At 57.4% G+C, this 13,305-nt stretch carries 14 protein-coding genes and 1 tRNA gene; 6 read left to right on the plus strand and 9 right to left on the minus strand.

What is annotated here, in order from left to right:
* Window positions 1–80: 80 nt before the first annotated feature.
* The 4 genes from SynA1560_RS07615 to SynA1560_RS07630 are packed head-to-tail and all read right to left on the minus strand — an operon-like array spanning window position 81 to window position 2,782.
* The gene (locus SynA1560_RS07615) at window positions 81–302 is read right to left on the minus strand and encodes a ferredoxin family protein (RefSeq protein WP_186468753.1); all 222 of its coding nucleotides are present in this window, start codon (window positions 300–302) and stop codon (window positions 81–83) included.
* Window positions 303–326: 24 nt separating this feature from the next.
* A complete protein-coding gene (locus tag SynA1560_RS07620; RefSeq protein ID WP_186499974.1) occupies window positions 327–1,505 on the minus strand; it encodes an ATP phosphoribosyltransferase regulatory subunit in 1,179 nt (392 codons plus the stop codon).
* Between the two features lie 42 nt (window positions 1,506–1,547).
* Entirely contained in the window at window positions 1,548–2,414 is an 867-nt protein-coding gene (locus SynA1560_RS07625) for an inositol monophosphatase family protein (RefSeq protein WP_186499976.1), read from the minus strand.
* Window positions 2,414–2,782, minus strand: coding sequence for a 2Fe-2S iron-sulfur cluster-binding protein (locus tag SynA1560_RS07630; RefSeq protein WP_186468756.1), 369 nt, complete (start codon window positions 2,780–2,782; stop codon window positions 2,414–2,416). The genes SynA1560_RS07625 and SynA1560_RS07630 overlap by 1 nt, the downstream gene beginning before the upstream one ends.
* 54 nt (window positions 2,783–2,836) lie before the next feature.
* On the opposite strand from SynA1560_RS07630, the gene SynA1560_RS07635 reads away from it, so the two are divergent.
* A tRNA-Ser gene (locus tag SynA1560_RS07635) sits at window positions 2,837–2,923 on the plus strand.
* A gap of 80 nt (window positions 2,924–3,003) precedes the next feature.
* Here SynA1560_RS07635 and pstB read toward each other — a convergent pair.
* From pstB to pstC, 3 genes are read right to left on the minus strand one after another with little or no spacing between them, the layout of a single operon-like run.
* Complete coding sequence (pstB, locus tag SynA1560_RS07640; protein WP_186468757.1) at window positions 3,004–3,819, minus strand: phosphate ABC transporter ATP-binding protein PstB; 816 nt, start codon at window positions 3,817–3,819, stop codon at window positions 3,004–3,006.
* Between the two features lie 36 nt (window positions 3,820–3,855).
* Window positions 3,856–4,806: a phosphate ABC transporter permease PstA gene (gene pstA, locus SynA1560_RS07645; protein ID WP_186499978.1), complete on the minus strand. Its 951-nt coding sequence runs from the start codon at window positions 4,804–4,806 to the stop codon at window positions 3,856–3,858.
* 2 nt (window positions 4,807–4,808) lie between these two features.
* Complete coding sequence (gene pstC, locus SynA1560_RS07650; protein ID WP_186499980.1) at window positions 4,809–5,756, minus strand: phosphate ABC transporter permease subunit PstC; 948 nt, start codon at window positions 5,754–5,756, stop codon at window positions 4,809–4,811.
* 149 nt (window positions 5,757–5,905) lie between these two features.
* On the opposite strand from pstC, the gene dnaK reads away from it, so the two are divergent.
* Genes dnaK through murQ form a run of 4 tightly spaced genes read left to right on the plus strand, consistent with a single transcriptional unit; the run spans window position 5,906 to window position 10,225 of the window.
* On the plus strand, window positions 5,906–7,900 hold the full coding sequence (gene dnaK, locus SynA1560_RS07655; protein ID WP_186468760.1) for a molecular chaperone DnaK: 1,995 nt from the start codon (window positions 5,906–5,908) through the stop codon (window positions 7,898–7,900).
* Complete coding sequence (locus tag SynA1560_RS07660) at window positions 7,884–8,801, plus strand: DnaJ C-terminal domain-containing protein (RefSeq protein WP_186468761.1); 918 nt, start codon at window positions 7,884–7,886, stop codon at window positions 8,799–8,801. Before dnaK ends, SynA1560_RS07660 begins: the two co-directional genes overlap by 17 nt.
* A 42-nt stretch (window positions 8,802–8,843) precedes the next feature.
* Window positions 8,844–9,263 carry a DUF3110 domain-containing protein gene (locus SynA1560_RS07665; RefSeq protein ID WP_186468762.1) on the plus strand — a complete coding sequence of 140 codons (420 nt, stop codon included), beginning with the start codon at window positions 8,844–8,846 and terminating at the stop codon, window positions 9,261–9,263.
* Window positions 9,264–9,265: 2 nt separating this feature from the next.
* Window positions 9,266–10,225, plus strand: a complete 960-nt coding sequence (gene murQ, locus SynA1560_RS07670) for an N-acetylmuramic acid 6-phosphate etherase (RefSeq protein ID WP_186499987.1) — start codon at window positions 9,266–9,268, stop codon at window positions 10,223–10,225.
* Here murQ and mtnP read toward each other — a convergent pair.
* Complete coding sequence (gene mtnP, locus SynA1560_RS07675; protein WP_186499990.1) at window positions 10,201–11,115, minus strand: S-methyl-5'-thioadenosine phosphorylase; 915 nt, start codon at window positions 11,113–11,115, stop codon at window positions 10,201–10,203. The two genes, murQ and mtnP, sit on opposite strands and share 25 nt — an antisense overlap.
* A gap of 76 nt (window positions 11,116–11,191) precedes the next feature.
* On the opposite strand from mtnP, the gene SynA1560_RS07680 reads away from it, so the two are divergent.
* Window positions 11,192–11,620, plus strand: coding sequence for a peptidylprolyl isomerase (locus tag SynA1560_RS07680; protein WP_370523132.1), 429 nt, complete (start codon window positions 11,192–11,194; stop codon window positions 11,618–11,620).
* Here SynA1560_RS07680 and ribBA read toward each other — a convergent pair.
* Window positions 11,608–13,290, minus strand: coding sequence for a bifunctional 3,4-dihydroxy-2-butanone-4-phosphate synthase/GTP cyclohydrolase II (ribBA, locus tag SynA1560_RS07685; RefSeq protein ID WP_186499992.1), 1,683 nt, complete (start codon window positions 13,288–13,290; stop codon window positions 11,608–11,610). The genes SynA1560_RS07680 and ribBA overlap by 13 nt on opposite strands.
* Window positions 13,291–13,305: the final 15 nt, after the last annotated feature.

Genomic DNA, 13,305 nt, shown 5'->3' on the forward strand with positions numbered 1-13,305 from the left:
GCTTGAGCTTGTTGAAAATTAGTCAGCGCTTGTTCCCTGCATCAAGAGCTTGCCTGGAGAGTTTCCCGAACGTTCGTCGCTCAGCTGCGCTGAAGATCTGCGCGCTCTTCAGGCAGGATGGCTCCATCCACAGGGCACACCTGAAGACAAATGCCGCAGTCGATGCAGGTGTCAAAGTCGATCCAGAAAAATTCGGTGCCCTTCTTGTTCTTGCCTTTGCCGGGGTTGATGCATGCCACAGGGCAGGCATCGACGCAGTCGGAGACTCCTTCGCAGACGTCCGTGACGATGGTGTGAGCCATAACTCCGATCTAAGTCGGGCGATCTTAGTCACCGATCCATTCCAGGGTCTCGCATCCTGAATGGGCCAGTCGACGTTCGGCTTCAATCCGGTTTTGGCATGGTCTGTGATCGAGGCAGGACACCCTGCCTGCTGCATGCAAGCTCGCCTGATGGATTAACGCCTTTTCCAGGCACTGCTCGTTGTTGAAACAGATCAGCGCCGACGATTCTTCAACAACCGTTCTTGTTGTGTCGCCAGGCAGATTGCGGATGTGGTCCACGCAGTAACTGAATCCCATGCCTGTTGCATCGGTTCCTTGGCCACCCAGACGCCGGACCAGAGTGTCGTAGCGACCACCCCGCGCAATCACCACCGGTGCGGAGGTTCCTTGACAGACCAGTTGAAGCACGATGCCGTCATACAACTCATAGAGCGGTTGGAAGGTGGGATCCAATTGGATCTGTACGCCTGAGGCATTCGCCAGTGGAATCAAATGATCGATCAGGCGTTGCAGTCGATTCAACACGGCTTGATCGGGGTAGTCACGCTGAAGCTTGGCCAGGATGTCTTGCGCTGTTCCACGGCGGTCAAGCCACGAACACAGGGCGTTGAGTTCCTTGGTGTCGGTTACCAGATCGCGCAACCCCAAGCGGTCGTATTGGCTGAGGCACCCTCTGATCCGATCGCGAAGCGAGCCGTCAAACGGTTTCAACAGCAGGTTCAACAGATCGGTGTGACCGATCAGCAGCTTGGGCTGATGACGAGGTTGGAGTTGCAAGGCGCGCATCGACGCCATCAACAGACTGAACAATTCCAGTTCTGCTTCAACGCCAAATCCGCCAAAGAGTTCAACGCCGCAATGGAGGATTTCCTCGATGCACTGGCCACCTTCATCGGCCACTCTTGACTCAAAGACGGTGCCGCAACTCCAGAGTCTTAAGGGTCGTTGGCGTTGCTGTAAGCGCGTGCAGGCGGCCCTGGCGATCGATGCCGTCAATTCCGGACGCAACCCCAGCGGTTCATCCGACACCAGTCGAACAATGTCCCTGCTGTCAATCGCACCTCCGGCCTTGAGTGTGTCCATCCGCTCGATCCGCGGTGGGGTGACTTCTTCAAAGCCCCAAAGTCTGAAGACGCCAGCCAATGTTTCTCTCAGTTCCTGGTTGCGCTGCACCTGCTGAGGATTGAGATCTCTCACGCCAGAGGCAGGTTGCAGGGCCATCACGCACGTCGCTGATTCGATCAGGATCCCACGGCCTGGGGTTCATCCGGCATAGAGATGCTCCGGCAGCGGCTGGATGGTGTCGAGCTCCGCTTGAAGTTGTCCATGCAGTGCTGGTCCTGTCGCCAGGATTCGACCAGTGCCGACGGAGTACGTCGGCGCCTTGTAGTCACTGACGCGGCCCCCCGCCATGACAACAAGCGCAGCACCTGCGGTTAAGTCCCATGGCGATAACCCTCGTTCCCAATACCCATCAAGACGACCGGCAGCGACGTAGGCCAGGTCCACCGCAGCCGCTCCACCCCTTCGCACGCCATGGGTGTGGTGGGTCAGCCGGCAGAACTCGGCGTAGTTGTTGTCTTCAAGCTCCCGTCGGTCGTAGGCGAACCCTGTCACCAGGAGGCTGTCTTCCAATGTTTTGCAATCGGAGACGGTGATGCGTTGGTTATGCAGATAGGCGCCGACGCCAGGGCAGCACCAGAACAACTCCTTCAGGAAGGGGACTGCGATGGCACCGAGAATGGGCTGATCCCGCCAGAGCAGTCCCACTGAGGTGGCGAATAAGGGATAACCGTGAGCAAAGTTCGTGGTGCCATCCAAGGGATCCACACACCAGCACAGACCGGTCGTTTCTCCGCTGGAGCCTGATTCCTCGGCCAAAACTGGGATGTTTGATGTGGCTGCCTGCAGCGATTCGAGCACTGCCGCTTCGGCGGCCAGATCCGCGTTGGTGACCAGGTCGCCTGCACGTGACTTCTGCTGGATGCTGTCCAGGCGTCCGTAGTGCTGCATCAACACCGTCCCTCCCAGCTCGGCTGCCGTACGCGCCACCTGACTCAGTTCTTCGAGTCTTGAAGAGTTGAGTCCCGCCTCGCTGGCCGCAGCGAAACAATCGAGTGGAGCGTGCATCATTCTTCGTCCAGTGGAAGGCCTGCCGTCACCTGTCCACGACCAAAGTGACGTCCGAACTGCAATTCATAGACCTCGTCTTCATCTTGGGTTTCCGCCACCAAAGGACCGATGGCTCGGGCGACGCACAACAGTCCGTAACCCTTCTCTCGCAGGTCCTTCGAGAGCCCCATCGCCTCCCGTTGATCCAGTTCCCCCTCTTGGACGCGCACAGCACAGCTGGTGCAACAGCCGTTCCGGCAGGAAAAGGGCAGGGGATCGCCCTGCTGTTCAAAGCTCTGCAGGATGTAATCCCCTTCGGGCACCTCATGGGAGATCACCCGACCCTCCTGGCGCCAGTGAATGGTGACCCGATGACTCGGCCTCATGCAGTGCTTGTGAAACGCCCTGCTACATTCTCACCCGTGCCCCACGATGCCCCTGGAGAGGTGGCCGAGTGGTCGAAGGCGCAGCACTGGAAATGCTGTATAGGGGCAACTCTATCGAGGGTTCGAATCCCTCCCTCTCCGTTCCATACCGGCCTTCAGGCCGGTTTTTTATTGCTGAATCGAAGCAGATTCTTCGACTGATTTATTTGACAATCTGACAATTAACCGAAACGGCCGGAGACATAGTCCTGTGTCATTTGTTGCGTCGGCGAATTGAAAATGGTCTCTGTTTCGTTGAACTCAACCAGATAACCAACTTTCCCTGAGCCGCCTTCGACTGCCTCGGCATTGAAAAATGCCGTCATGTCACTGACACGAACAGCCTGTTGCATGTTGTGTGTGACGATCACAATGGTGAAACTCTTTTTGAGCTCATGCATCGTTTCTTCAATTTTAAGCGTTGATATCGGATCCAATGCTGAACAGGGTTCATCCATCAGGATGACCTCGGGTTGAATGGCGATGGTTCGTGCAATACAAAGACGCTGTTGTTGACCACCAGACAATGTATAACCACTTTCATTCAGTTTATCTTTGCATTCATCCCAGACAGCCGCCTGCCGAAGAGAGCGCTCCACGAGTTCATCCATATCTCCTTTGTATCCGTTAATGCGAGCGCCAAAGGCAATATTTTCGTAAATGCTTTTTGGGAAAGGGTTGGGTTGTTGAAACACCATGCCAATGCGGCGCCTCACCTCGACAGGATCAACATTCGGCGCATAAAGATCAATTCCGTCGAACAATACACGTCCTTTGAGCGAGCAGCTTTCAATTAAATCATTCATGCGATTTAAGGCTCTCAACACTGTTGATTTGCCGCATCCGGACGGGCCAATGAATGCTGTAACTTTTCCTCGAGGAATGTCACAGTAGACGTTCTTCACCGCTTCATAGTTGCCATAGCTAATGGTGGCGTTCTGAATCGAGATGCAGGTTTCTGTTGAAATGTCAGAAAGCGTTTGGCTAGAGAACGTCATGGCTGAGGATAAAACAAGTGAAGTTGAAGGAAATGATCAGGACTCTTGGATTGAATTTGTTGCAAACCGTCCCAGCCAGCGTGCGAGCAGGTTGATCACCAAAATGAACATCAAAAGCACGAAAGATGCAGCCCAGGCCAGCTCAATCTGCGGTTCATAGGGAAGCTGTGCGAAGTTATAGATGAGCACCGATAGGGTTGAAATGGGGTTGAGGATCGGATTGTTCGTCGTCCAGAAGTTAGAGAACAGGTCCTGAGGCCAGAAGTTATTGTTCAATGCGGTGAAAATGAGAGGAGCTGTCTCTCCAGCGGCCCTTGCGATGGACAGCACCACTCCCGTTGCAATCGGCATGAACGCTGATGGCAGCGTGATTCGAACAATCGTGACAAATTGAGAGGCTCCAACCCCCAGTGCTGCCCGCCGCAGGTCATTGGGAACCAGCTTCAATCCTTCGTCGGTGGTTTTGATCACGGTGGGAAGCATCAACACAGAAAGCGCAACCCCACCGGCGAGCGCGCTGTAGGAATTGCCGAAGAACAACCGCGTGGCGACAATCGTGGCATACACAAACACACCCGCGATGATTGAAGGAACACCCGACAGCACATTGGTGCCGAAGCGGATGAACTGAGCGAATGTTCCACCCCTGGAGTATTCAGCGACGTAGATCCCTCCTCCAACTCCCACTGGAATGGCGATCAAAGCGGCAATCACGGTCACGAGGATGCTGCCGAGAATGGCATTGCCAATCCCCCCACCCGATAGACCTGGAGCGGGAGGTAACTCTGTGAACAACCTTGGGCTGATCATGCTGCCGCCTTTGATCAAAACGTAGGCCAACACGGCAACCAAAGGCAGCACGGCAATCACCGAAAACAAGGCTGCAAGGATGCTCAGGAACCGACTGATCAGGTTCCTCCTGGATCCATACCGGTAGGACAAATCCGGCATGCCATTAATCGATGTAGACGATGTGGGATAAGTCATGATCAGTATTTCAGGCTCAGTCGTTTCACCAGCCATTGAGCCAGAACATTCACTGCCAACGTGAGCAGCATTAACACAAAAGCTGCATACATCAGCGATGACACCTGACTGCCATCGGCTTCGCCGAACTGATTGGCGAGCATGGCTGAAATTGTGTTTCCAGGTGCAAGCAGCGACCAACTAAAGGTGTTGGAGTTGCCAATAATCAAGGTGACGGCAAGCGTTTCACCCATCGCACGCCCTAAAGCCAGCATCACACCTCCCACGATGCCTGAAATCGCCGCTGGCAAGATCACATTCAAGATCGCTCCCCATCGTGTCGTTCCCACTCCATAGGCCGCCTGCCTCAGTTTGATCGGCACCTGATTGAGGGCATCTCGGGAAATGGCCGTGATGATCGGCAGGATCATGACGACAAGAATCAGCACCGCAGGAGCGATGCCAGGACCCTGCGGCGGTGTGGAGAAGAAAGGAAGCCATCCCAGAACCGCATGCAGAAACTCCAAGCCTGGGCGAATGAATGGCTCCATGACGAAAATCGCCCACAGCCCCAGTACCACCGAAGGAATCGCAGCCAGAAGTTCCACCATCAATCCAATCAGCGATCGGATCGGGCGAGGAATGATGTTTTCCGTGATGAAGATGGCTGTTCCCACCCCCAGAGGAACCGCAATCAACAGTGAGAGAAGTGAGGTGATCAGTGTTCCGTAGATGGCGGTGAAGGCTCCGTATTCATCCTTCACCGGGTTCCAGTTGGAGGTCACCAGAAACCTCCAGCCGTAGCGGCCCATCGAATCGAGTGCTCCTGTGAACACCACGTAGAGGATGAACAACAGCACCAAGGCCACAACGGTGGCCAGCAGTGCTGATGTCAACTTGAAACCAGCGTCGATCGTCTTCTCTACCGCTGGACGGCGCCGCAATCGATATAGGTCTTCGAGGCTGGCCATTCCAAACGGGTAGTCCTTTGAAACGTACCGGCCGACCGGTAACTGAATCACTAAGAAGGCTTTAAAGACTCTTTCATCGGCCCGTGAGAGCGGGTGGGACTGGGAGAGACGGGTTTTGGCCGTTACCGTGGGAGTCCCCACAGGCGTTTATGGGCCGGATCGTCGGAATCGACCTGGGTACCACCAATTCCGTCGTGGCTGTACTTGAGGCCGGGCGGCCGGTGGTCATTGCCAATGCCGAAGGCACGCGCACCACGCCGTCGGTGCTGGGGTACACCAAAGACAATGAGCTTCTGGTGGGTCAGCCGGCGCGACGCCAATTGGTTCTCAACCCCAGAAACACCTTTTCCAATCTCAAGCGCTTCGTTGGGCGCGCCTGGGATGAGCTTGATGACGGTTCGCTCACAGTGCCCTACACGGTGCGCGCCAACAATCAGGGCAACGTTCGGGTCGCTTGCCCGCAGACCGAACGGGAGTACGCCCCAGAGGAACTGATCGCCAGCATCCTGCGCAAGTTGATCGATGACGCCTCCACCTACCTAGGCGAAGAGGTGGAAGCCGCGGTGATCACCGTTCCGGCCTACTTCAACGACGCTCAGCGTCAGGCCACCCGGGATGCCGGTCGCCTCGCTGGCATCAGCGTTGAACGAATTCTCAATGAGCCCACCGCTGCGGCACTGGCCTATGGCTTTGATCGCAGTGCAGTGCGCCGTGCCCTGGTCTTCGATCTCGGTGGCGGCACCTTCGATGTGTCGTTGCTGCGGATCGCAAATGGTGTGTTTGATGTCAAAGCCACCAATGGAGATACGCAACTCGGGGGCAACGATTTCGACCAACGCATTGTTGATTGGCTGGCGGAAGCCTTCCTGAAGGAACACGCCATCGATCTGCGTCGAGACCGACAAGCGCTCCAGCGCCTGACCGAAGCAGCGGAAAAGGCCAAGCAAGAACTCTCTGGCGTCACCACCACTCCGGTGTCTCTCCCCTTCATCGCGACCGGTACCGATGGCCCTCTGCACATCGAAACAACCCTCGACCGGGAGACCTTCGAAGGACTTTGTCCGGATCTCCTTGATCGCTTGCTCGTTCCAGTTCAGTCAGCCCTGCGTGATTCCGGCTGGACTGCCGAAGATATTGATGATGTGGTGCTGGTGGGTGGCAGCACTCGAATGCCGATGGTGCAGCAATTGGTGCGCACCCTGATCCCGAATGACCCCTGCCAGTCGGTCAATCCCGACGAAGTGGTGGCTGTCGGTGCTGCCGTTCAGGCCGGAATCATCACCGGTGAACTGAGGGATCTGCTGCTGAACGATGTCACTCCGCTGTCCCTTGGACTTGAAACCATCGGTGGGTTGATGAAGGTGCTGATCCCACGCAACACCCAGATTCCGGTGCGTCAGTCGGACGTGTTCAGCACCTCGGAACCCAATCAGTCCTCGGTTGAAATCCACGTCTGGCAAGGGGAGCGCCAGATGGCCGCCGACAACAAATCCCTGGGTCGTTTCCGCCTTTCAGGCATCCCTCCCGCCCCCCGTGGTGTACCCCAAATCCAGGTGGCCTTCGACATCGATGCCAACGGGATCCTTCAGGTCAGTGCCACCGATCGCACGACCGGTCGCAAGCAGTCGGTGACCATCCAGGGTGGTTCAACTCTCAGTGAAGACGAAATCCAAAGTCTGTTGGCAGAAGCCGAGGCCCGTGCCGATGAAGATCGGCGTAAACGGGCCTCTATCGAGCGGCGCAACTCGGCCATGACGCTGGTGGCACAGGCTGAGCGGCGTTTGCGTGATGCGGCCCTCGAGCTCGGTCCTTACGGCGCTGAACGCCAGCAACGTGCTGTTGAGATGTGCGTGCGTGATGTTCAGGATCTTCTTGCCCAGGATGATCTCCAAGAGCTTGAGCTGGCCGTCAGTGGCCTCCAGGAAGCGCTGTTCGGCCTCAATCGGCGTCTCACCGCTGAACGCCAAGTTGAAGCTGGACCCTTGCAAGGCCTCAAGAGCACTCTCGGCACCTTGAAAGATGAGCTTTTCGCTGAGGACGATTGGGATGATGACCCCTGGGCATCACCGCAATCGCGTTACGACCAGCCCGTGAGAAGCAGCCGACGCGGGATGGATCCCTGGGACGATGACAACTTCCGCTGAACCGGATTATTGGTCGTTGCTGGGGTTGGATCCTGACGCTGATCCAGAGGCCCTCAAACGTGCTTTTCGGCGCGAGGCACGCCGTTGGCATCCTGATCTGAATGGCAACGACAGCCATGCGGAAGAGCGGTTCAAGCTCGTTAACGAGGCTTACGCCGTTCTCAGCAATCCCGATCGCCGCAAGGAGTGGCAGTCGGGACGGCAGGGTTCCACGGTCTCTGCTGATCCCTTCAGTTCTGGCTTTCCCGCCTTTGAGGATTATCTGGCGGTGGTCTTGGGTCTGGAACGGGAACCAATTCGAGGCTCCTCTTTTCACGACGACGATCCTGCACCCGATGCTGCTGCGGCCGAATCCCACTGGCCTGAGGCAGCGCCACCACCACCACCACCGGTGCGCACGGAAGATGATTTGGAGACGGTGGTTGCGCTGACTCCTGATCAAGCGCTTCACGGAACCACGGTTGAGCTTGAACTGGGCGATGGCACCCTGGTTGAAGTGGGCACACCTCCTCGTGCCGGTGATGGCTGGCGGTTGCGGCTTGAAGGCGTGGCTCCTGGTGGCAAGGACCACTTCCTTCACTTGCGGGTCATCACCGACGACGGTCTTCGCATCGATGGTCTTCGCGTGCACTACCGGCTGGAATTGCTTCCTCCCGATGCAGCCCTCGGTTGTGCTGTGGATGTGCCAACCCTGAGCGGCCCAGTCACGCTTCAGGTTCCGCCTGGATCATCGAGTGGACGGTTATTGCGCCTAAGGGGGCGTGGTCTCCAACTCGACGATGACCGCGGCGATCAGCTGGTGGAAATTGTGATCGTCATTCCAGCGGAGTTGGCCGACGATGAGCGCGCTCTCTACCAACGCCTTCAGGAGCTCAGTCTCGAACGGGCTGGTGGTTACTGAATGCTTCAGACGATGAGAGACTGATATCGGCGATTGATCAGCATGTTGGTTCACGTGCTCCTGTATGACGCAGGACAGGACAGCGAAGGCATCCACTCCCTGGAACTTGCCGGGCAAACCGTGGTGCTGATGTTCGAAAACCGCGATGACGCGGACCGTTATGCAGGTCTCCTGGAAGCCCAGGATTTTCCGACCCCGTCTGTTGAGGAGCTAGACCGCGAAGAAATTGAACTCTTCTGCCGTGAGGCGGGATATGAAGCGCGATTTGTGTCCAGGGACTTCGTCCCCAAAAGCGACGATGAGCGTCTGATGCTGGCGCCCCCTCGCGCCAATCAGGATGTGTCCAACTGGCAAGACCAGGAGATGCCTCAAACGCCCAGCGAGAGGGCCAAAGACAACGACGCTGGTGATTCCATCCCGGATCTCGATGACGTGCGTCGCCGTCTCGAAGGACTGCTCTGACCATGGTGGATCTGGTGACACCCTCCGATGACCGCGGTCATCTCTTGACGGAACAGGTCAATCCCGCAAGCCGAACGCTTGATCAGCTCCCCACCTCGGACCTTGTGGATCTGTTCATTGAGGAAGATCGACGCCCCCAGCTGGCAGTGCATGGAGCGCGTGAGGATCTTGCTCAGGCTGTGGATGCCATCGCCAAGCGCCTGCGAGATGGAGGACGTCTGTTTTATCTCGGTGCCGGGACGTCAGGACGTCTGGGAGTTCTGGATGCCGCTGAATGTCCGCCGACCTTCTGCAGCCCCCCCGAGCTGGTGCAAGGCGTTCTCGCCGGTGGTGCGCCGGCCCTGTTGCGTAGTTCTGAGGGATTAGAGGACTTGGAGGAGGCAGCCGTCACCGATCTCAAGGCTCGCCAGTTCAGTGCCAACGATTGCCTCGTCGGTATTGCAGCCGGCGGTACGACGCCTTATGTGCGAGGAGGGCTGGCTTGGGCTGAGCAATTGGGGGCTTTGGCCATCGCCATGGCCTGCGTTCCTGCTGATCAGGCACCACTCCCGTGCAGCATTGATATCCGTTTGCTCACAGGTCCTGAATTGCTGACCGGTTCAACCCGTCTCAAGGCCGGTACTGCCACGAAAATGGCGCTCAACATCCTCTCCACCGGAGTGATGGTGCGTTTGGGCAAGGTCTACGGAAACCGCATGGTGGATGTGGCTGCCAGCAACAGCAAGCTCGTGGATCGCTCGATGCGCATCCTGCAGGATTTGCTGAGCCTGGATCGTGAGCCAGCTCTTGTTCTGCTGGAACAGGCCGGAGGGTCGGTCAAGCGTGCTTTGTTAATGGGCAGCTGTGGGCTGCAGACTGCTGAGGCCGATGCCGTCCTGGAGGCCCACGGAGCCGATCTGCGAGCGGCGCTCAACACCTATGGGCTTTCCTTGCCGAATCAGGCTTCGGAAAGTCCCCAATAGGGACTGGTGAACAAATCCAGTTTTTGACGAGTCTTCGCTGGCACAGCCTCCTTCGGTGTCATCAGAGCATCGGCAAGAGCACTGTGGGCGCTTGACATGGGCCGTTCGGTTATGAACGTCTCCATCAGGCCCTCCAGGATGGGGCCCGTCGCTGCAGCGTTGGCCTTCAAATTGCCGATCACCATGTCCACCGTGACCGCATCGTGATCGTTATGCCAGCAATCGAAGTCGGTGACCATGCTCAGGGAGGCGTAAGCAATTTCCGCTTCCCTGGCCAGGCGAGCTTCGCTGTGATTGGTCATGCCAATGACGTCACAACCCCACTGCCGGTAGAGCTCGCTTTCGGCGCGCGTTGAGAAGGCAGGACCTTCCATGCAGAGATACGTGCCGCCTCGGTGCAGATGGTGGCCGATAGGCATTGCCGCTGCTGCCGACGCTGCAAGCCGTTCACTCAAGATGTTGCAAAACGGATCCGCCAGGCTGACGTGCGCCACACAGCCTTCACCAAAGAATGTGATGGGTCGCTGCGTGGTGCGATCAACGAATTGATCGGGAACCACCATGTCGCGGGGGCGAAGATGTTCCTGCAGGGAGCCCACGGCTGATACGGAGATCAACCAGCGCACCCCCAGGGAACGCATGGCCCAGATGTTGGCGCGATAGGGCACTTCAGAGGGCAGCAGGTGATGCTGGCGCCCGTGCCGTGCCAGAAAAACCACCTCCACTCCATTGAGTCGGCCGATGCGGAATGCGTCCGACGGCGTTCCGTAGGGAGTCTCCAGACTGACTTCTTCGATCGTTTCCAGGTTGTCAATGGCGTAGAGCCCGCTCCCTCCAATCACTCCGACACGGGCCGTGTCCAGATCAGGAATGGGTGGTGTCTGGCTCATCGATGCAGTGAAGTCGGCCGCTGATGGCACTTGCCTAGCATGGTGTTTTGGAATTGACGCCTTGACGACCGTTCTCATGTCCACGGACGCTGGCGACATCACATTGGAGATGTTCGATCAGGACGCTCCCAACACCGTGGCCAACTTCGTCAAGCTGGCAAAAGATGGTTTTTATGACGGACTTGCCTTTCACCGTGTGATCGACGGTTTCATGGCCCAAGGGGGATGCCCCAACAGCCGCGAAGGATCCCGTGGCATGCCCGGAACCGGCGGCCCCGGCTACATGATCGACTGTGAAATCAACAGCAAAAAGCACGTCCCTGGTGCCCTGTCGATGGCGCACGCTGGAAAGAACACGGGTGGCAGTCAGTTCTTCATCGTGCATGAAGCTCAGCCCCATCTCGATGGCGTCCACACCGTGTTCGGTTTGACCGGGAACATGGACGTCGTCTTGGCCCTCAAAAACGGATCCCGCATTAACAAGGTCACCGTTCAAGACCAGTGAATCAAGGCGGGCTGGTCTCCTTTGGGAAACCAGTCCCAGCCTTGCTGGTTGTTCCCTAGCGTTGAAAGCCTCAGCTCCTCGCGCTCCAATGTTTGCGGTGGATGGGCAATCTGATCCGGATTAACGGAATGGAGCAGTCCCAACCGTGACGTGTCGGCCCAACTGGCCATGGTCGCCAGCAACCTTTTGATTGCGACAGGCTCAGGTTCAGCCCCCTGGAGCGACCAGACGAATCTGGGGCGTTCCCACAGCGCCAGCAATCGCGGCGCCTGCTCCGCCTGAAGCTGAAGTCCGTTCTCTTGACTCAGGGTTTCGACACGATGCAACAGCCTTGACAGCTCCCCATCGTCCGTGGAGGCACTGTCGAGGCAAATCACCCAATGGGACTGCCGGTCCTGCTCCTCCATCAGATGTCCCAGCTTGTCGCGTTTGGTAGCGAGGTAGTCGGCATTGAAGTCACCGAGCGCTGGTTTCATCGGCACCCGGCTCACCACTTCAAGGCCGTAACCGCCCAACCCTGCAATTTTTCTTGGGTTGTTGGTCAGCAGATTCAAGCGGTGAATGCCGAGATCGCTGAGAATCTGCGCACCGACGCCGTAATTGCGCAGATCAGGAGCAAATCCCAGCTTTTCGTTGGCTTCAACGGTGTCCAGACCTCCCTCCTGGAGGCTGTAGGCCTTGAACTTGTTGATCAGCCCGATCCCGCGGCCTTCCTGGCGTAAATACACCACAACCCCTTCTCCTTCCGCTTCGATGTGCTTGAGAGCACTGTGCAACTGCGCACGGCAATCGCAGCGCAGTGAGCCAAAGGCATCACCGGTGAGGCATTCGGAATGCATCCGCACCAACACCGGTTCGTGCAGATTGCTGGGGTCCCCTTTGACCAGAGCCACGTGCTCGCTGCCATCGATCTGGTTGGAGTACCCGATCGCTTGAAAGGAACCGAATTCAGTGGGAAGGGAGCATTGGGCGGCACGCACCACAAAGCGTTCGTTCTCCAGTCGGTAGCGGATCAGATCCGCGATGCTGATCAGCTTGAGCCCCTTTGCTTTGGCGTAGACCTGCAGTTCCGGAAGCCTGGCCATGGAGCCGTCAGGATTCTGGATCTCACAGATCACGCCCGAGGGGTACAGTCCCGACATCTGGGCAAGATCAACGGCGGCTTCGGTATGCCCTGCGCGTTTGAGGACGCCACCAGGACGAGCCCGCAACGGAAAAATATGGCCCGGACGGCGCAGATCAGCCGGTTTGGCGCCGGGTTGGATCGCCACCTGGATTGTGCGCGATCGGTCATCGGCCGAGATTCCCGTGGAAACGCCATGCTCCGGGCCAGCATCGATGCTCACCGTGAACGCGGTCTGATTGGCATCGGTATTGCGATCCACCATCAACGGAAGATCCAGCGCATCCAGCCTTGATCCCTCCATGGCCAGACAGATCAGCCCCCTTGCTTCGGTGGCCATGAAATTGATCTGTTCCGGTGTGGCGAACTGCGCAGCACAGATCAGATCTCCTTCATTTTCCCGGCGTTCATCGTCAACCACCACCACACACTCGCCGTTGCGGATGGCTGCCAGGGCGTCTGGAATGGAATCGAAGAGCGTCGATATCCTCTCGGATTGGGCAACGGATTCAGACAGCGGTCTCGACGTCGTGCAAGCTTTCACCATTATCGACGTCGGTAC

Origin of the sequence: Synechococcus sp. A15-60, from assembly GCF_014280095.1 — a bacterium.
Classification (GTDB): Bacteria; Cyanobacteriota; Cyanobacteriia; order PCC-6307; family Cyanobiaceae; genus Synechococcus_C.